Source organism: Mycobacterium sp. PS03-16, assembly GCF_004570325.1.
Classification (GTDB): domain Bacteria; phylum Actinomycetota; class Actinomycetes; order Mycobacteriales; family Mycobacteriaceae; genus Mycobacterium.
This window is the reverse complement of sequence record NZ_SPQO01000044.1, coordinates 1-17,348: the sequence shown is the minus strand read 5'-3', so window position 1 is coordinate 17,348 and position 17,348 is coordinate 1. Positions and strand designations below refer to the sequence as shown.

18 protein-coding genes are annotated in these 17,348 nt (G+C 70.5%); 9 read left to right on the top strand and 9 right to left on the bottom strand.

Annotated features, from left to right (window positions below; all coding sequences use genetic code 11):
* Nucleotides 1-4: 4 nt before the first annotated feature.
* The 3 genes from E4P42_RS24000 to E4P42_RS23990 are packed head-to-tail and all read right to left on the bottom strand — an operon-like array spanning nucleotide 5 to nucleotide 1,512.
* Nucleotides 5-958, bottom strand: coding sequence for a TIGR03557 family F420-dependent LLM class oxidoreductase (locus E4P42_RS24000; RefSeq protein WP_135128775.1), 954 nt, complete (start codon nucleotides 956-958; stop codon nucleotides 5-7).
* 37 nt (nucleotides 959-995) lie between these two features.
* Nucleotides 996-1,244, bottom strand: coding sequence for a hypothetical protein (locus E4P42_RS23995; RefSeq protein WP_135128772.1), 249 nt, complete (start codon nucleotides 1,242-1,244; stop codon nucleotides 996-998).
* A gap of 43 nt (nucleotides 1,245-1,287) precedes the next feature.
* Entirely contained in the window at nucleotides 1,288-1,512 is a 225-nt protein-coding gene (locus E4P42_RS23990; protein WP_135128770.1) for a hypothetical protein, read from the bottom strand.
* A gap of 121 nt (nucleotides 1,513-1,633) precedes the next feature.
* Between E4P42_RS23990 and E4P42_RS23985 the strand changes: the two genes are divergently transcribed.
* The 5 genes from E4P42_RS23985 (at nucleotide 1,634) to E4P42_RS23965 (ending at nucleotide 6,473) form a co-directional block, all read left to right on the top strand.
* Nucleotides 1,634-2,503 (top strand): oxygenase MpaB family protein, encoded by an 870-nt coding sequence (locus tag E4P42_RS23985; protein ID WP_167759606.1) that lies wholly within the window; start codon nucleotides 1,634-1,636, stop codon nucleotides 2,501-2,503.
* Nucleotides 2,500-2,757, top strand: coding sequence for a hypothetical protein (locus tag E4P42_RS23980; protein WP_135128766.1), 258 nt, complete (start codon nucleotides 2,500-2,502; stop codon nucleotides 2,755-2,757). Before E4P42_RS23985 ends, E4P42_RS23980 begins: the two co-directional genes overlap by 4 nt.
* Before the next feature lie 25 nt (nucleotides 2,758-2,782).
* Nucleotides 2,783-3,616 (top strand): hypothetical protein, encoded by an 834-nt coding sequence (locus E4P42_RS23975; protein WP_135128764.1) that lies wholly within the window; start codon nucleotides 2,783-2,785, stop codon nucleotides 3,614-3,616.
* A 151-nt stretch (nucleotides 3,617-3,767) separates the two neighbouring features.
* Complete coding sequence (locus tag E4P42_RS23970) at nucleotides 3,768-6,089, top strand: MMPL family transporter (RefSeq protein WP_135128762.1); 2,322 nt, start codon at nucleotides 3,768-3,770, stop codon at nucleotides 6,087-6,089.
* Nucleotides 6,090-6,200: 111 nt separating this feature from the next.
* On the top strand, nucleotides 6,201-6,473 hold the full coding sequence (locus tag E4P42_RS23965) for a hypothetical protein (protein WP_135128760.1): 273 nt from the start codon (nucleotides 6,201-6,203) through the stop codon (nucleotides 6,471-6,473).
* 32 nt (nucleotides 6,474-6,505) lie between these two features.
* Here the strand turns inward: E4P42_RS23965 and E4P42_RS23960 are convergent, their stop codons facing one another.
* A complete protein-coding gene (locus E4P42_RS23960; RefSeq protein WP_135128758.1) occupies nucleotides 6,506-7,288 on the bottom strand; it encodes an NAD(P)-dependent oxidoreductase in 783 nt (260 codons plus the stop codon).
* A gap of 118 nt (nucleotides 7,289-7,406) precedes the next feature.
* Between E4P42_RS23960 and E4P42_RS23955 the strand changes: the two genes are divergently transcribed.
* Complete coding sequence (locus tag E4P42_RS23955) at nucleotides 7,407-8,300, top strand: DMT family transporter (protein WP_167759605.1); 894 nt, start codon at nucleotides 7,407-7,409, stop codon at nucleotides 8,298-8,300.
* On the opposite strand, the gene E4P42_RS23950 is transcribed toward E4P42_RS23955, so the two are convergent.
* The 3 genes from E4P42_RS23950 to E4P42_RS23940 form a co-directional block, all read right to left on the bottom strand.
* On the bottom strand, nucleotides 8,301-8,891 hold the full coding sequence (locus tag E4P42_RS23950; protein ID WP_135128753.1) for a sigma-70 family RNA polymerase sigma factor: 591 nt from the start codon (nucleotides 8,889-8,891) through the stop codon (nucleotides 8,301-8,303).
* 132 nt (nucleotides 8,892-9,023) lie between these two features.
* On the bottom strand, nucleotides 9,024-10,259 hold the full coding sequence (locus tag E4P42_RS23945) for an MCE family protein (protein ID WP_135128751.1): 1,236 nt from the start codon (nucleotides 10,257-10,259) through the stop codon (nucleotides 9,024-9,026).
* 134 nt (nucleotides 10,260-10,393) lie between these two features.
* The gene (locus E4P42_RS23940; protein ID WP_135128749.1) at nucleotides 10,394-11,155 is read right to left on the bottom strand and encodes a TetR/AcrR family transcriptional regulator C-terminal domain-containing protein; all 762 of its coding nucleotides are present in this window, start codon (nucleotides 11,153-11,155) and stop codon (nucleotides 10,394-10,396) included.
* A gap of 61 nt (nucleotides 11,156-11,216) precedes the next feature.
* On the opposite strand from E4P42_RS23940, the gene E4P42_RS23935 reads away from it, so the two are divergent.
* Nucleotides 11,217-11,618, top strand: a complete 402-nt coding sequence (locus E4P42_RS23935) for a nuclear transport factor 2 family protein (RefSeq protein WP_135128747.1) — start codon at nucleotides 11,217-11,219, stop codon at nucleotides 11,616-11,618.
* 4 nt (nucleotides 11,619-11,622) lie between these two features.
* On the opposite strand, the gene E4P42_RS23930 is transcribed toward E4P42_RS23935, so the two are convergent.
* The gene (locus E4P42_RS23930; RefSeq protein WP_135128745.1) at nucleotides 11,623-13,719 is read right to left on the bottom strand and encodes an elongation factor G-like protein EF-G2; all 2,097 of its coding nucleotides are present in this window, start codon (nucleotides 13,717-13,719) and stop codon (nucleotides 11,623-11,625) included.
* Nucleotides 13,720-13,929: 210 nt separating this feature from the next.
* Between E4P42_RS23930 and E4P42_RS23925 the strand changes: the two genes are divergently transcribed.
* Nucleotides 13,930-14,871 (top strand): alpha/beta hydrolase, encoded by a 942-nt coding sequence (locus E4P42_RS23925; RefSeq protein ID WP_135128743.1) that lies wholly within the window; start codon nucleotides 13,930-13,932, stop codon nucleotides 14,869-14,871.
* On the opposite strand, the gene E4P42_RS23920 is transcribed toward E4P42_RS23925, so the two are convergent.
* Nucleotides 14,832-15,419, bottom strand: coding sequence for a TetR/AcrR family transcriptional regulator (locus tag E4P42_RS23920; RefSeq protein ID WP_135128741.1), 588 nt, complete (start codon nucleotides 15,417-15,419; stop codon nucleotides 14,832-14,834). The two genes, E4P42_RS23925 and E4P42_RS23920, sit on opposite strands and share 40 nt — an antisense overlap.
* 42 nt (nucleotides 15,420-15,461) lie before the next feature.
* On the opposite strand from E4P42_RS23920, the gene E4P42_RS23915 reads away from it, so the two are divergent.
* Nucleotides 15,462-17,093, top strand: a complete 1,632-nt coding sequence (locus E4P42_RS23915; RefSeq protein WP_135128739.1) for a dihydroxyacetone kinase family protein — start codon at nucleotides 15,462-15,464, stop codon at nucleotides 17,091-17,093.
* Nucleotides 17,094-17,348 lie beyond the last annotated feature (255 nt).

Sequence of the window (17,348 nt, the reverse complement as noted above, 5' to 3'; positions counted from 1 at the left end):
GCGGTCACCGCAGCTGCGGCAGCACGTCGCGCTCCCACGCGGCGAAGAACCCCTCGGTGTCGGGGCCGACCTGCTGCACGTACACCTCGTCCACGCCCGCCTCGACGAACTCACGCACCTGCCCGACGTGCTTGTCGACATCCGGACCGCACGTCATCGCCTCGGCGATGGCGTCCTTCGACACGAGTGTGCTCACGTCGGCGAAATCGCCGGGGCGGGGCAGCGTCTGCGCCAGCTGACCGGGCAGCACCTCGTTGGGCCACAGCCGGTGCGCCGCCTCGAGCGCCTTGTCCGGATCGCGGTCCCAGCTGACCTTGGTGCCGGCCTGCACGGGTCTGTCGCCGCCGCCGGAGCTGCGGAACCTCTTGATCAGATCCGCATCCGGCATCGTCGTGCACAGTCCGTCGCCGATGCGGCCGGCCAGCTCGGCGGCCTGCGGGCCGAACGCCGAGACGTAGATCGGCACCGGCTGTTCGGGCAGCGTGTAGATGCGGGCCTCCTGCACCTCGTAGTGGGTGCCGTGGTGGCTGATCTCATTCCCTTTGTGCATCAGCCGGATGAGGTCGACGGCTTCCTCGAGCATCTCCATTCGCACGCCCACCGACGGCCACGGGTCGCCGAGGATGTGCTCGTTGAGCGCCTCGCCGGTGCCGACGCCGAGTACGAAACGGCCGTCGAGCTGGACGGCGGCGGTCGCGGCGGCCTGGGCGATGATCGCCGGATGGATGCGCATGGTCGGACACGTCACCCCGGTGGTGACGGGTAGCGACGTGACCTGGGACAGCGCGCCGATCACCCCCCACACGAACGCGCTCTGCCCCTGCTCGTCGTTCCACGGGTGGAAGTGGTCGGAGATCCACAGCGCCTCGAAACCGGCCGCCTCGGCGCGTTTGGCCTGGTCGATCAGTTCGGCGGGGGTGTACTGCTCACAGGAGAGGAAGTATCCGATCTTGGCCATGGGGCGCGGGATACCCGCGCGTCGGCGGGTCAATCCGTCAGCTGTGCGGGGTCGGGCTCTGCGCCGACTCCCACTTGGACTCCAGCGCCCGGGTGACCTTGGTCCCGGCGGCGAACTCCTGCTCGAACGTCTCTCCGTCGACGCCCTCCAACGTCACCAAAAAGGATTCCTCGCCGTCGTTCTTGTGTACGACCTTGTACGACTGGGGGCCCGACCCGCGGTCCACGATGATGGCGTCACCCGGGGCGACCACGTCGATCGACTCGTCGGCGAACTCGTTGCTCATGGGCTCCGGCGTACCCCGGCCGCGGTGGGCGCCAAACCGAAGGTCAGGTCATGCACACATCGGAGAATAGGAGCACCGGCCAGGACGCGATCGACCCGAGGAACGAGATGGCCAGATCCACGCCGTGCAGGCGGCTCAGGTGGTCGGTGTGGGTGCTCGACCAGACGACGCCCACGATCAGATACGGGGTGCCGAGAATCAGGCCGAGGCCGATCAACTCGGCGATCGTGAGCCGGTAGCTCAGGAACCGGCGCAGTTTCGTCTCCATGGGCTGCTCCTCCCGTCGACCGTGATGTTAACGCTGATTCGTAGACTGATCGGGCGAATCGTGAATGCTCAACCCCGGTGTGTGGTTATCGTCCGTTCACACGTCGAGCGGAAGGGGCGGCATGGCGACCACGGTCGGGGACACCCGCATCAGGATCACCCGGCGCACCGCGCGGTGGTCGGACGATCCGGTGACCGCACGGGATGCGATGGACTTCTGGTCGTTCGCCGCGGGTGCGGCGAACGTGGTCATGCAGCTGTCCTGGCCGGAGGTCGGGCACGGCGTGGTGGAGAGCCCGGTCGACAGCGGCAACCTGCTCAAGCATCCGTGGAAGCGGGCACGTACCACGTTCTCCTACCTGGCGGTCGCGGTGTTCGGCACCGACGCCGACCGCGCCGCATTCCGGGCGGCGGTGGACGGCGCCCACCGTCACGTCCGGTCCACGGCGGCCAGCCCGGTGCGCTACCACGCCTTCGACCGCGACCTGCAGATGTGGGTGGCGGCCTGCCTGTTCGTCGGGCTCGAGGACACCTACCAGTTGCTGCGCGGCGAGCTGACGCCCGCGCAGGCCGAGCGGTTCTACCGGTCGGCGTGGCCGCTGGGCACCACGCTGCAGGTCACCGACGAGCAGTGGCCGGCCACCCGGGCGGAGTTCGACGACTACTGGGACGCCGCCTGCCGGCGCGTGGCCATCGACGACACCGTCCGCGCCTACCTCACCGATCTGATCGATCTGAAGATGGTGCGGGCGCCGCTGCGGTGGCCGTCGCGACGGCTGCTGCGATTCCTCACCACCGGGTTCCTCGCCCCTGTGTTCCGGGAGGCGCTCGAGTTGACGTGGAGCGACGCCCGGCAGCGCAGGTTCGAGCGGCTGTTCCTGGTCGTCGCATTCGTCAACCGCTTCCTGCCCGACTTCGTCCGCCAGGGCGGCAGTCACCTGCTGCTCGCCGACGTCCGACGCCGGGTGAGCCGCCGGCGCCCGCTGATATGAGGACCATCGCCGCCCTGCGCCGCGTGCTGTCCTACGAATTCAGCGTGGCGGGGCTGCTGGAGACCGCGATGTGGCTGGCCGTTCCCCACCTCTTCGCCGGGGTGGTGTTCGCATTCTTGCAGCCGCAATACGTGGACTTCTTCGAAGACCGGTGGGCCACGGTGCTGCCGGCAGGCGCGAACCTGGCCGGCTTCGGTCAGACGGTGGCGCTGTGGCCGACCCTGGTGTTCGCGAACCAGATCTGCGCCGTCTGACCGTTGCCCGGGCGATCATGGCGGTATGGCCGACGATCCGCTGGACCAGCTGTACGCGGTGGCGCCCGAGGAGTTCACCGCGTTGCGCACACGACTCGCCGCCGCTGCGAAGAAGCGCGGGGACGCGGCGGCGGCCAAGGAGATCGCCGGTGCCCGCAAGCCCACGGTGTCGGCGTCGGTGGTCAACCGCCTGGTGCACGCCGATCCGGGGGCGCGGGACCGGCTGGCCGAGCTGGGGGAGCAGCTGCGCGCCGCGCACGCGGCGATGGACGGCGGGCGCCTGCGCGACCTGTCCGCGCGGCAGCGCAAGCTCGTCGACGAACTGACCCGGGCCGCACTGCGGGCAGCCGGTGTCGGCGCGCCGTCGGCGGCGCTGCGCGACGACGTCACCGACACGTTGCAGGCCGCGATCGCCGACCCCGAGGTGACGGCCCGGCTGGGCCGGCTGACCAAGGCCGAACAGTGGTCGGGCTTCGGGGGTTTCGGCGAGACCGCGATGGTGCTCAGCTCCCCGGCGCCGCCGAAGAAGCCGACGAAACCGTCCAAGGCGTCGAATGCGCCGGAGGACCGGCGGCAGGCGCCGGAGGAGCGGCGGCAGCGCGACCAGGCCAAAGCGGTGCTGGCCGCCGCCGAACGCGCGAAGGCCGACGCCGACGAGGCGATGGGCCACCGGCAGAGCGATCTCGCCACCGCCCGGCTCCGCGTCGACGATGCGCGCAACCGCCTGGCCAGGGCCGAGCAGGCACTGAGCGAGGCGGAACAGGCGCTGCGCGAGGCGGAAGCGGCCTACGGGGACGCCAAGGACGCGAGCCGGGAGGCGGGCGAGGTCGTCAAGGCCGCGAAGGCCGGGCTACGGTGACGGCCGCAAGGGATAGCCTGCCGCCGGGGGGTTGAAACTCCGGCGTTGCCGGAACGGTGCGAAAAGTGGTGCGCATCATGATGTTCTGTCCGGGGTGGTGTTCACTACAAGTGATAGCCGACTCTCTTATTGCGACCCTACTCTCAGTTACATGGCGACCTTCCTGCACCGGATCGGCCGGTTCGCATTCCATCGGCCCTGGCATGTCATCGGTGCCTGGCTCGCGCTGATCGCGGTGGTGGTGGGCATCCTGGCCCTCAACCCGCCGAAGATCTCCAACGAGATGCGGATCAACGGCACCCCCGCCCAGCAGGTGATCGACCAGCTGGCCGAGGGGATGCCGCAGTCCTCGGGCGGGCAGGGCAGCATCGCCTTCGCCGCGCCGGCCGGCCAGCGCATCGACGAGGGCGCCAACCGCGACGCCGTCCTGGCCGCCGTCGAGGGGGTGTCGCGCAGCGATCACGTCCTCGATCCGCGCGAGCTGGCGCAGGCCGAGCTGGCCAAGGGGCCGGCCAGCCCGACGGTGGCCGCATCGGCCGCGGTGGCTCGCGCCCAGGTCAACGCGCCCCCGGCCCCCGACGCTCCGCGGCCGCTGACCGTCGACGGTCAGCCGGTGCCCGGTGTGATGGTCTCCGCCGACGGGGCCGCCGCGCTGTACCAGTTCCAGTTCGACCGGCAGACTGCCGAACTGCCGACCGGCACGGTCGAGAAGACCATCGACGCCGCGCGCGAGGCGGTCGGGTCCACGGGTATCGAGGTGCTGCCGTCGGCCAGCATGGCCCAGATGCCCGAGATCGCCGGCGCCGCCGAGGCCATCGGACTCATGGTGGCCGCCGTCGTACTCATCGTCACACTGGGCTCGCTGGTCGCCGCGGGCCTGCCGTTGCTCACCGCGATCATCTCGGTCGCCGTGGGTGTCGGCGGCACGTTCCTGTTCTCCCACATGTTCGACATGCAGTCGATGACCGCCGTGCTGGCGCTGATGCTCGGGCTGGCGGTCGGCATCGACTACGCGATGTTCATCGTCAACCGGCAGCGGCGGCTGATCATCGACCGCGGGCTCTCGGCCGCCGACGCCGCCGCCCGTGCGGTCGGCACCGCGGGCAGTGCGGTGGTGTTCGCCGGCACAACCGTGGTGATCGCGCTCGTCGCGCTCACCGTCGTCGGGATCTCGCTGCTCACCCCGATGGCGCTGGCCGCCGCCGCCACGGTCGTGGTGGCCGTCCTGGCCGCCATCACGCTGCTGCCTGCCCTGCTGGGTCTGGTCGGTGAACGGATCTGCTCGCAGAAGGGCCGCCACAGCGCCGCACCCGAACACGGCAACCACCGGTTCGCCTCGGCGTGGGTCGGGGCGGTACTGCGCAACCGGGTGCCGGCCGCACTGGCCGGGGTCGTGCTAACCGGCGTCATCGCGGTCCCCGCGCTGACCATGACGCTCGGCATGCCCGACGGGGCCAGCTACAACGAGGGCACCGCGCAGCGCGAGAGCTACGACGTGATCGCCGAGCACTACGGCAACGGCTACAACGGCCCGCTCGTCGTCGTCGCCCAGCCCACCTCTGCCGACCAGCTGAGCACCACCGACATCGTCGACACCTACACCGACCTGCGCCGTATGCCCGGCGTCGCGGAGGTGAACCTCGGCGGGGTCAACGACGCCGCCGACATCGCGGTGTTCTCGGTGGTCCCCACCGACGGGCCGACCGACGAGGCCACCGCGCAGCTGGTCCGCGACATCCGGGCCCACGCCGGGCCGCTGGCCGGCCTGCGCAACGTCGACCTCGGCGTCACCGGCATCACCGCGATGGGCATCGACATGTCCGACCGCCTCGGCGAGGCGATCCCGGTCTACGTCGCGATCGTGATGGGGCTGTCGATCCTGGTGCTGCTGGTCGTGTTCCGGTCGATCGCGGTGCCGCTCAAGGCGACCGCAGGCTTCCTGCTCACCGTGGGCGCGACGTTCGGCGCCACCACCGCGCTGTTCCAGTGGGGGTGGTTCCAGCAGCTGATCGGGCTGTCGGCCACCGGGCCGATCCTCTCGATGCTGCCGATCATGGTGATCGGCGTGCTCTACGGCCTGGCCATGGACTACGAGGTCTTCCTGGTGTCGTCGATGAAGGAGGCCCACGTGCACGGGCACCGCGGCGACGCGGCTGTCTCGCACGGCTTCACCCAGGCCAGCCGCGTGGTCGTGGCCGCCGCGCTGATCATGACGGCGGTGTTCGCCGGCTTCGTGTTCAACGCCGACCCGATGATCAAGCAGATGGGCTTCGCGCTGGCCTTCGGCGTGCTGATCGACGCGTTCCTGGTCCGGATGACCGTGGTGCCCGCGGTGATGTCGATGCTGGGCGATCGCGCCTGGTGGCTGCCGCGGCGGGTGGCGCGCGTTCTGCCCGACCTGGACATCGAGGGCGAGAAGCTCAACCGCCGGCTCGAATCGGAGGCGAGGACCGCTGAGTCCGCCGCCGTGTGAGGTGAGCTACGTCACCTCGCGGGGCGGCGTGACCTACGGCACACATCCCCTTCTCCGGCGTGCGCGTGCCCGGTTACTGTGAGGTAGCCACCGACGATGGGGAGCGGGCACATGAGGTTGCGACTGATGCCGTACGTCACTCTCGAGGTCGACGATGGCCTCCGCAGGCGGGCGCGCACGGCCGGTGAACGGCTCCGCCTCACCGTGCGCGCCTATTTGCTCAGCGCGGCCGACGACGTCGACGCCGCGGGCGACCGGGTCCGCGGTATGTGCGACAGGGCCGTGCACCGGGTGGACACCGTCGTCGCCTCGGTCAACGACCGCATCGCACCCGAGGTCCCGCGCGAGCCGGAACCCGCCGCCCCGCGTCTCGAGGCTGTCTGACCGCTTGACGCCCTGAAAAGCCTCCCGATCTTCTATCTGCTCATCGGCGGGTGCACGCCCGCGGTGGTGTCCGGGTGGACGTGGCCCGATCCGGTGCCCGAGGACTGACGCGGCGTCCAGCCGTAGCGGTTGGACACGTCGTGGAACCGGCCCGGGTTGTCGGAGACTGCGTACACGGTGTCGAACCCGGGTTCGCGACGGGTATCGATGATCGCGGTCAGCAGGTCGCCGAGGTCGGCGTGCGCCAGCCACACCCGTCGCTCGTGGTCCAGGACGGCGGGGTCGTCGTGGTGGCGCAGCGGTCGGTCGTCGGCGGTGACACCGCCGAGGCGCAGGCTGACCGCGCCACACCGGAACTGCCGGGCCGCGGCGCGCAACCGGGCCTCCTCATCGCGTTTGGCCCGGCCGTACCCGCTGGCGGGGACGGTCTCGAACTGCTCGGGTAGCGCGCGCAGCAGTGGCCGTGGCGCCCGCGCCCAGGCCAGCGTGTCCTCGACGTGCACGCTGCTGGCGTGCAGGAACAGCCCGGTGCCCACGCGCCTGGCGGTGTCGAGGACGGCGTCGAACAGCGCCGCGTTGACCGGGTTGCGTGCCGGCGCCCGCCAGTCCTCACGCGCTGGGCCCGGACCGCCGGGGTCGTAGGCCAGGTGCACCACCACGTCACTGCCGTGCAGCGCGTGGGCGAGAGCGTCCCGGTCGGTGAGGATGTCGACGGCCGGCCGGTCGATGCCCACCACCGCGAACCGGTCGCGCAGCTGCGTCGTCACCGCGCGGCCGACGGTGCCCGCCGCCCCGGTGACCGCCACGGTGATCATGCCCGACGGGTACCCCGATCACTCGCCGATAAGGACGAAGCCCGGCACTGCCTCTACGGTGGGGGGTGCTGTCTCGAGCCCGTTCGGCGGCTCGCGGTGTCGAGAAAGGGTGTCCGGCTTGGTCGGCCATGGATTAGCGGTGTTCTTCGCCCTGTTGGCGGCGATATTCGCGGCGATCGGCATCGTGGTCCGGCAGCGTGCCACCCTCGACGTGCCGCCCGAAAAGGGCGTCAGCACCGTCATGTTGGTGACGCTGGCGCGCCGGCCCCTGTGGTGGGCGGGCACCGGTGCAGCCGTCGCCGGGTACGTCTTCCAGGCGCTGGCCCTGGGGTACGGCTCCCTGCTGCTGGTGCAGCCGGTGCTGGTGTCGGCGCTGCTGTTCGCGCTGCCGCTGAGCGCGCGGCTGGCGGGGCGGCGGGTGACGCGCGGCGAGTGGACCTGGGCCCTGGTGCTGACCGCGGCGCTGACCGTGTTCGTCGCGCTGGCCAAGGCGAGCGCGGGCGACTACGACATCCCGGTCACGCTGACGGTCGTCGTCGTCGCGGTCTGCGTGGGTCTGGTGCTGGTGTGCGTGCTGCTGGCGGTGCGCAGCGGGAACTGGCGGCGGGCGGTGCTGCTGGCGGCCGGGGTGGGCGTGCTGTTCGGGCTGGTGGCCGTCCTGACCAAGATCGTGATGCACATGCTCACCGAGGGTCAGTTCGAGGCGGCGGTGACGACGCCCGCGCTCTACCTGATGCTCATCCTCGGTGTGATCGCGACGCTGCTGCAGCAGTCGGCATTCCATGCCGGCTCGCTGCAGATGTCGGTGCCCACGATGCTGGTGCTCGAACCGGTGGTCGCCGTCGTACTCGGCTCGATCGTGCTCAACGAACACATGTCGATCAGCGGGCTGGAACCGGTCGCGCTGACCGCCGCCGCGCTGGTCATGGTCGCGGCGACCGTCGCGCTCGGCCGCGGTGAGGGTGCCTACGAGGAGCAGTTGGAAGCCGAACTCGCCGAGCGCGCCGCGTAGTCAGCCGGCCAGCGCGACGGCGGCCGCTGCGGGCTGCGGTCCCCGCCCCGCCAGGGTCAGCAAGCGGCGCAGCTGCGTGCGCCCCCGGTGCAGCCGCGACATCACCGTGCCCAGCGGGGCGCCGGTCAACTCCGCGATGTCCTTGAACGGATAGCCGGCCACGTCGGCGTAGTACACCGCGATGCGGAACTGTTCGGGCAGCGCGGCCAGCGCGGCCCGCAGCTGGCCGTCGGGCAACCGGTCGAGTGCGTCGTCCTCGGCCGAGCGGTACGCCGGCGCATTGGCCCGGTGGTCGGCCGGTTCGGTGTCGTCGAAGTCCGCGGTCAGGCTCTGCGCCGGACGCCGGCGCATCTTGCGGTACGCGTTGATGTAGGTGTTGAGCTCGATACGGTACAACCAGGCCCGTACGTTCGTGCCCTCGGTGAAACCGGAGTAGCCGCGGAACGCGTTGACCATCGTCTCCTGCACCAGATCCTCGGCGTCGTGGTGGTTGCGGGTCAGCCGCAGTGCCCGCTGGTGCAGCTCGGGCAGCAGCGGCGCGGTCACCCGCTGGAAACTGGCGGTCAGGTCGGTCTGCGCTGTGGTCTGCACTGGTGGGCTCCCTTCGTGGTGGTGCCCACAACACTCGTCGCGATAGCACGAGGTGTCGTCCACGGAAGCGCCCAGAACCGCGTCAGGTCAGCGGGAAATCCTCACTACCTGCTGGCCGGTATCGACCCCGCGCTACGGGTTGATGGTGTTCTCGCCGATCTGGCGGCCCCACACGTACTCGATGGCCAACGGCTGACCGAGTTCCAGGTGGTTGTACGGGGCGATCGACGCCCCGGTGTCCATCACCAGGTACGGCGCGGGCCACAGCTCGCGCGTCACCGGCTGCCAGCAGCCGGGGCGGCCCTCGGGACCGCCCGTGGCGTTCACCCGCGGCAGGTTGTCCGGATACACCCAGGGGTTCGGGGCGCCCTGGACGGTGTTGTGCAGATTCACCGAATATCCGTTGCCGCCGTTGAACTGTGCGAAGCGCGGGGCGACGTCGTGCCAGTTGCGGATCATGCAGAACAGCGACGGGCTGTTGCGGTCCAGCACCTCGGAGGTGGGGATGAGGTCGTTGGTGCCCCGCACGAAGTAGGGGCCGCCGCGTTCCAGGACGTCGCCGCCGGTGTTGCCGAAACCGACCGCGGCCATCAGCGTGCGGTCCAGGTCGTCGCGCTGCCGGTTGAGGGTGCCCGCGGTGGTGACGGCGTTGTCCAGGCCGTTGAACAGGTCCGGGGCGGCGTCGGCGTATACGTCGCCGAGGTCCGCCAGCAGCGTGGTGTCGCGGCGGATCTCGGGCATCTGCGGGTTGAGGTCGGCCAGGATCGCGTTGCCGTCGACCAGCGAGGCGCCGAACCGGTCGCCGAGGCCGTCGAGGGCCTGCGCGGTGGCGGTCAGGGTCTGGTTGAGCTTGATCGGGTCGACCTGTTCGGCCACCGACACCACCGTCTCGAACAGCGTGTCGAACTCGGTGGTCACGCCGTTCACCCGGATCACGTCGCTGCTGGTGATCCGCTGCGGCACCGGGTTCTCCGGGGTGGAGAACGCGACGTACTTGCTGCCGAACACCGTGGTGGCCTTGATGTCGGCCTCGACGTTGGCCGGGATCAGGTCGACGTAGCGCGGGTGGACGTCGAGGTGCAGTTCGGCGGCCGGCCTGCCGTCGTCGTCGATGGCCGAAACGCTGTCCACCCGGCCGATCTGGACGCCGTTGTAGGTGACCTTGGAGCCGGGGTCCATCGACAGTCCGGAGCGCTCGGCGATCATGGTCAGTTTCGTCTCAGGGGTGAAGGCCCCGCGGAACTGCATCCACACCAGCGTGAGGACCAGCACGATCACCAGAACCGTCACCAGGAACGCGACCTTGAGCGGCGGATCGAATCGCCACTTGGTCGTCTTCCGCTGCCAGGCCGACCCCGACGACGCCACCGCGAACCGCCTTCCCCGACAGAAACGAAGGCTAACTTTTCCCTCCGGCCGAACTTCGCGCAAGCGGTTCCACCAGGTGCGTTGAAGATCACTGCCCTAGGTTGGTGTGGTCTGGGTCACGTATTGGCGGTGGACTACCGGCCCTCGATCAGCGGCGCCAGGCCGTCGAGCAGACGGGCCAACCCGAACTCGTAGGCGTGGTCCGCGTCGTAGGCACTGTCGTGGGCCGCGCCCGCCGCCGTCCCGACCCGGGCGGCCAGGGGATATCGCTGCTCGTCGAACACCTCGGCCAGCACCGGGCCGGCCTGCTCCCACCACGTGCGGTCACTCATCGCGCTGTCGGCCGCGGCCTCGCGGGCATCGATGGCGAGCCGAGCGACGGAGGTGACGAACCCCAGCACGAAGGTCACCGCGGAGTCCATCTCCAGATCGCTGAGGCCCAGTCCGTCGAAAGCCTGCAGTTCGTGGTCGTACTTGGCGGTCGTGCCGGGGCCCAGTGGCGGTCTGGTGGTGGCCAGGCGTGCCACCCACGGGTGCGCCTCGAGCATTTGGCGGTTCTCCCGGGCGATCTCGGAGATCCGCTTCCGCCAACCCATCCCGGTGAGATCCCGCCGCGGCATGCTCAGGTACACGCTGTCGAGCATGAGGTCGAGCAGTTCGGCCTTGCCGGGGACATAGGTGTAGGTGGCCATCGGGGTGATGTGCAGTGCGGCGGCCACCGAGCGGATGGTCACCGCGGCCAGGCCGTCGGCGTCGGCGATGGTCACCGCCGCGGCCACCACGGCGTCCAGTGTGGTCCGCTGCCGCGGCCCCCGTGCGGGTGCGCCGGTGCCGGCCACGCGCCACAGCAGCCGCAACGTACGAGCCGGGTCGCCGGCACTGCTGCGGTCGGCCATCGCCACCTCCACTATCTCTGTACTATGTACACTGTACGGCGTACAGAATGGAGGCGACACCATGGTGGCACCGCAGGGATACCGTCCCACCGAAGCGGAGGTGGCTTCAGTGCTGGACTGGTTCGAGCGCTACGACGCGCTGACCCTGGCCAAGGACATCGACGGGATGGCCGACGAGGCGCTGTTCCCGCTCAACGAGGTCACCGACGGCCGCGCCACCTCGTGTGACCGCGCGCAGTTCATGGCGCAGATGGCCGAGACCGTCGGCGGGGCAGAGGATCTGGCCATGGAGTCGGTGCGCACCCCGCACTTCGTCAACGAGAACCTGGTGTTCGTCATCACCGACAGCACCATCACCGCCGGCGGGGACAGCCAACAGATGCGCTACGGCGACCTGCTGGTCAAGGTGAACGGCAGCTGGAAGTTCCAGACCATGGTGCAGGGCGGTTGGGGAGACGCGTAGGCGGTCAGGACGCCGCGCTCACCTTCGCCGCCGCGCTCTCCGGCATCGGGTCGTAGCGGGCGAACGTCCGGGTGAACGTCCCGGCGCCGTGGGACAGCGAGCGCAGATCGATGGCGTAGCGGGTCAACTCGGTCTGCGGTACCTCCGCGTGGACCACGGTGCGGTCGGCGCCGGCCTGATCCGTACCGAGCACGCGCCCGCGGCGCCCGGACAGGTCGCCCATCACCGCGCCGACCAGATCGTCGGGCACGGTGATCGCGACCGTGTCGACCGGTTCGAGCAGGGCGATCGTGGTGGCAGCGGCGGCCTCTCGCAGCGCCAGCGCCCCCGCGGTCTGAAACGCGAAGTCCGACGAGTCGACGCTGTGCGCCTTTCCGTCGACCAGCGTCACCCGGATGTCCACCACCGGATAGCCGGGGCCCACGCCCTTCTCCATCTGGGCGCGCACGCCCTTCTCCACGCTGGGGATGAACTGCCGGGGGACGGCGCCGCCGACCACCTTGTCGACGAACTCGAACCCGCCCCCCTCCGGCAGCGGTTCGACCTCGATGTCGCACACCGCGTACTGGCCGTGGCCGCCGGACTGTTTCACGTGGCGCCCATGGCCTTTGGCGCGCCCGCCGAACGTCTCGCGCAGCGGGATCCGCAGTTCGATCACGTCCACCGTGACGCCGTAGCGCCGCGACAGCGCGTCGAGCACCACCCCGGCGTGCGCCTCGCCCATGCACCACAGCACGATCTGGTGGGTCTCCGGGTTCTGTTCGATCCGCAGCGTCGGATCCTCCGCCGCCAGTCGCGTGAGGCCGACCGACAGCTTGTCCTCGTCGGTCCGCGCGCGCGGCGCCACCGCGATCGGTAGCAACGGTTCGGGCATCGTCCACGGTTTGAGTACCAGCGGATCGTCCTTGCCGGACAACGTGTCACCGGTCTCTGCGCGGCTGAGCCGGCCGATCGCGCAGATGTCCCCGGCGACCACCGACGGGGCCGGACGTTGCTGTCTGCCCAGCGGGAACGACAGGCTGCCGATGCGTTCGTCCTCGTCGTGGTCGGGATGCGTTGTCGGTGCACCGGTCTCGTTGCCGCCGAAGAACGAGGAGAAATGACCCGACACGTGGACGGTCATATCGGGCCGGATGGTGCCGGAGAACACCCGGGTCAGGCTGACCCGGCCGACGTAGGGGTCGGAGGTGGTCTTGACCACCTCGGCCAGCAGCGGTCCGTCCGCGGTGCAGCCGGGACTGGGCCGCGGTGCTCCCTGGGGCGTGAACACCTCGGGCAGCTTGTGTTCGGGCGGCGACGGGAACCCGCGGGTCGCCACGTCGAGCAGTTCGCGGGTGCCGACACCGCTGCCGCTGCAGACGGGGATCACCGGGAAGAACGACCCGCGCGCCACGGCCTTCTCGAGGTCGGCGATCAGCACCGACTGGTCGATGTCCTCGCCGCCGAGGTAGCGCTCCATCAGCGATTCGTCTTCGGACTCCTCGATGATGCCCTCGATCAGGCTGCCGCGCAGGGCGTCATGGGGCGTAGCGGCACCGCCGGTGATCAGCCCGGTCAGCCCGTCTTCGGTGGGCACGTACAGTGGCAGCACCTTGTCCCCGAACGCCGCTTGCGCGGCGGCCAGCGCGCCGGCGTAATCCGCACGCGGATGGTCGAGTTTGGTGATCACCACCGCCCGGGGCATCCCGACCCGATCGCATTCCTGCCACAGCGAGCGGGTGGGTTCGTCGACGCCCTCGTTGGCCGCGATGACGAACAGGGCGCAGTCGGCGGCGCGCAGGCCGGCGCGCAGCTCACCCACGAAGTCGGCGTAGCCCGGGGTGTCGATCAGGTTGACCTTGACCCCGGCGTGGCGCAGGGAGGCCAGCGCCAGGCCGACCGACCGCTGCTGGGCGATCTCCGCCTCGTCGCAGTCGCAGACCGTCGTCCCGTCGGCCACGGTGCCCGCGCGGGTCAGCACACCCGCCGAGACGAGCAGGGTCTCGACCAGTGTGGTCTTCCCGGCACCCGACGGCCCCACCAGCGCGATGTTGCGGATGTCGGTCGGCCGGTCCGCGGTGGGCACGCCGCCGGCCGCCGGAGATGTCGCCCTGTCCGCCATGACGTCCTCCCGCGTGGTCAAAGCCGCCCCTTCACCCTGCTCCTGTGTGACCTGCAACACAAGGGGCCGATGGCGGCCGGGGAAATCTGAGCAGCCGGGAACGGCCACGGCAAAAGGCGGTATCGCCGCAGGTCAACGCGTTGCGGATGGGCGGTCCCGGCAGCGTGAACGCGAGTTGTCCGGTGGGGCAGCGGGATCGACGATGGTCACGTGAGCCACGATCGATACGTCGCCTTTCTGCCCGCCGAACACCGCACGATGATCGAGCCGGTGCCGACCTGGTGGGACTGGCGCGGGCGCCGCGTCCACGTCGCCCGCGCGGTCCGCCCCGACAGCGCCGTGCGCCTCCTGGTGCTGCACGGCGGCGGGGGACACGCCGGCGCGCTGTGGCCGCTGGCGGCCCTGGCCGCCCGCGACGGCGTCGAGGTCCTCGTCCCCGACATGCCGCTCTACGGCCGCACCGTCGAACCACACCCCGGGCGGGTGCGGTACGGCGACTGGGTGGACCTGGTGTGCGACCTGGTGCGCCACGAGCGCGCCGATGATCCGCGCCCGCTGGTGGTGCTGGGCGCCAGCATGGGCGGGATGCTCGGCTACGAGGTGGCCGCGCGGACCGGCGAACTCGCCCACGTGGTGGTGACCTGCCTGCTCGATCCGAGCGACCCCGCGGCGCGTCGCGCGGCGGCCCGCACGCCGGTTCTCGGTGCCGTCGGCGCTCCGGTGCTGCGAGCCCTCGACCCGCTGTGCGGCCGGCTACGCATGCCGGTGCGGCTCATGGTGAACATGATGGCGATGAGCGGCGACCCGGCGCTGGCCCGGCTGTGTGCCGGCGACCCGCTCGGGGGCGGCGTCCGGGCGCCGCTGGGATTCCTGGCCAGCTGGCTGAACTTCGCACACACCCGGCCCGAGGACTTCGACGCGGCGCCGGTGACGCTGGTCCATCCGGCCGCCGACGCGTGGACACCGCCGGAGCTGAGCACGCGCTTCCTCGCCCGGCTGCGGGTGCCGACCCGGACGGTGATGCTGGAGAACTGCGGGCACTACCCGGTCGAACAGCCGGGCGTCGACCAGCTGGTGGCGACACTGCGGGCCGTTCGTGACGAGGTGACCGGTCAGTCCGCCGTCAACCGCTCGACCAGGTCCAGCAGCTGATCGACCTGCGGTGTGCCGCGTGTCATCACGCGGTGCAGGTGGGCGTCGACGGCGTGGACGAGCGTCATGGCGGTGCCCGCGGGATCGTCGCCGCCGCGGCCACACCGGCGCAGATGGTGGGCGAGCTCGGCGGCGATCCGGTCCTCGAACTCCTGCAGCGCGGCCAGTTCGGCGGGGTTGCGAGGGGCGAGGCGGTGCATCACGCGGTGCAGCCCCGGACGGTCACTGTGCAGGGCGACGACCTCGGTGAGGATCGCCCGCATCGTGTCCTCGAACGGCGGCTCCTCGGCAAGCAGGCGGGCGAAGACGGCGTCGAGTCGGGCGCGGGCCTGCCGGATGTGGCGTTCGGCGAGCGCGTACAGCAGTGCCTGCTTGTTCGGGAAATACTGGTACAGCGAGCCGATCGACACACCGGCCCGTTCGGCGATTCGGTTGGTGGTGGTGGCGAGGCCTTCCCGGTCGAACATCTGCGCGGCCGCGGTGAGCACGACGTCCACGGTCTCCCGCGAGCGCAACTGTCGGGGCCGTCTGCGCCGCACGTCGCTCATGGCTTCACCATAGGCCGTCCGGCCCCACCTACAGTCGGGGTCATGCAGCAGCGCTACTTCCTCGACTCGGCCGGCACCTTCCTCACCGACGCGCTGCGCGGCGCCGTCGCGGCGAACCCGGAGGTGGAATGGCACCGCGATCCCGGGTTCCTGGCGCGTCGCACGCCCACACCGGCGGGCCGGGTCGCGGTGCTCTCGGGCGGCGGATCCGGCCATGAGCCGATGCACTCCGGTCTCATCGGTGCCGGCATGCTCGACGCGGTGTGTCCCGGCCCGATCTTCACCTCCCCGAATGCGCTGCAGATCGCCGGTGCCACAAGGCATGTGCACTCGGACGCCGGTGTGCTGCACGTGGTGAAGAACTACACCGGCGACATGATGAACTTCCGAATCGCCCGCGACATCATGCGCGACGAGGGCATCGAGACCGACGTCGTGGTGGTCGCCGACGACGTGGCCTCCGAAACCGACGGTGACGGGCCCGGGCGGCGCGGCACCGGGGCGACCATCGTGGTCGAAAAGGTCTGCGGCGCTGCGGCCGCCGCGGGGATGAGTCTGGCCGAGGTGGCCGCCCTCGGCCGTCGCGTCGCCGACAATGCCCGCAGCATGTCAGTGGCGCTCGACCCGTGCACCGTGCCGGGATCCGATGCGCCGTCCTTCGATCTCGGCCCGGACGAGATGGAAATCGGCATCGGCATCCACGGCGAGTCGGGTACCGAGCGGACGTCGTGGCGGCCGGCCGGCGAAATCGTGCGAACCCTGCTGGCGCGGGTCCTCGGATCGCTGGGTCCGGGCGCGGGCGAGCAGGTGATCGTCGTCGTGAACGGCCTGGGCAGTACGCATCCGCTGGAACTGAATCTGGTGTTCGGGCACGTGCTGGCCGAGATGCGCGCCGCCGAGCTGCGGGTGGTGCGCAGCCTGGTGGGCACGATGGTCACCGCGCTGGACATGCGCGGCGCCTCGGTGACCGTGGTGCGCGCCGACGAGGAGATCGTGCGCCTGTGGGATGCGCCGACCGATGCGCCGGCCTGGCCGCGGGTGGCGGCGGCGGAGGCGGGCGAGCTGGTGGACACCACGATCGCCGAACCCGACGACGCGGCGGATTCGGGACCCGAATGTCGTTGGCTCACCGGCTTCGTCGGCCGGGTGCAGGACGCCATCGACGAACTGACCGCGCTGGACCGGCAGGTGGGCGATGGGGACTTCGGCGCCAACATGGCGGCGGCGCTCGGCCATTTCGAGTTGCCGCTGCGGGGTACGGATGATGCTGTGCTCGGCGCGATCTCGCGGTCGTACTTCGTCCGCGCCGGGGGAACGTCGGGTGCGGTGTTCGGGACGCTGTTCCGGGAGCTGGCCAAGAGCTTCGCCGACGGCGACTCGTTCGGCCGTGCTCTGACCGAGGGGACGCGGGCGGGGCTGGAGTCGGTGGTCGAACTCGGCGGTGCGCAGGTCGGTGACAACACCGTGGTCGACGCCCTGGACCCGGCGAATGCCGTTCTACAGGAGGGCGGTTCGCCTGCCGAGGCCGCGCGTGCGGCAGCCGACGGTGCCGAGTCGACGCGGGATCGGGTGGCCCGCAAGGGCCGGGCGAGCTATGTCGGTGAGGCCGCGCGCGGTGCGGTGGATCCGGGCGCGCTGGTGATCTCGTGGCTGTTCGAGGCGGCGGCCGAGTAGTCGGAAGTTATCCCCAGCGGCGGTTTCATCCACAGAAGTGGGTGGGTGTGGTTGAGCGGATGGTGTTGTCGGAGGGGCTCTTTAGAATGAACGTGTGTTCGAAGAGGTGGCCACCGGTGAGCTGATCGCGACGATCAGCGACTCCTATCGTGAGGAGTCGAAGCTGGTGGCGCGCCGGTTGGCCGCGGTCGCCGAACTGCTGGGCCGGCGCACCTGGGAGGCCGAGGCCGAGGACCCCGATTGCGGCTACATGAT